At 39.9% G+C, this 501-nt stretch carries 1 protein-coding gene; it reads right to left on the bottom strand.

Annotated features, from left to right (window positions below; all coding sequences use genetic code 11):
• Positions 1 to 266: hypothetical protein (locus H8Z82_RS17050; protein ID WP_186995776.1), on the bottom strand; the 266-nt coding region annotated here is incomplete at its 3' end.
• Between the last annotated feature and the right edge of the window lie 235 nt (positions 267 to 501).

Below are 501 nucleotides of genomic sequence, written 5' to 3'. Positions count from 1 at the left end.
TCAACCACAACTTTTCCTGCTGAGAAGTGTACAATACACAGTTTATATATTTTTTTATCTTCTTCACCCTCTGCACCGGTTTCGGTAAGAAGAATAAACTGATTGCCTTTGTAATGGCTGATTGCGTTTGTCCGGTTTTCCCAGGTATACCTATTATAGGGCCATTCTTCAGATGTACTGCCCATAGTAAGCTTCACAACCGAATATTCACCTTTTCCATTAGGTTCCGCACAGGTAACATACAATTCATGATTGTATATATCCATTCCATTGGCATGATACAGACATCTTTTCTCTCCCGGTACTACCTTATTAGCCAGTCTTTTTACGCCCTTCGTACTGCTTGTGTAATCCTCAAATTCCCAAATGGCTGCTGCGCACTTCTTATTTTTTTATTTTTTTCACAGATGCCCCCTTAAACAAAGTTCCGTCTACTGAAAAACGATCAATCAATGTAGTCTTGGGATTCTCAATCAGATCGATCAGCTTCTCCGCAGCTAT

Source organism: Blautia difficilis (genome assembly GCF_014297245.1).
Lineage (GTDB): Bacteria > Bacillota > Clostridia > Lachnospirales > Lachnospiraceae > Blautia_A > Blautia_A difficilis.
The sequence above is the reverse complement of the archived record's forward strand: the minus strand, read 5'-3'. Positions and strand labels throughout refer to the sequence as shown.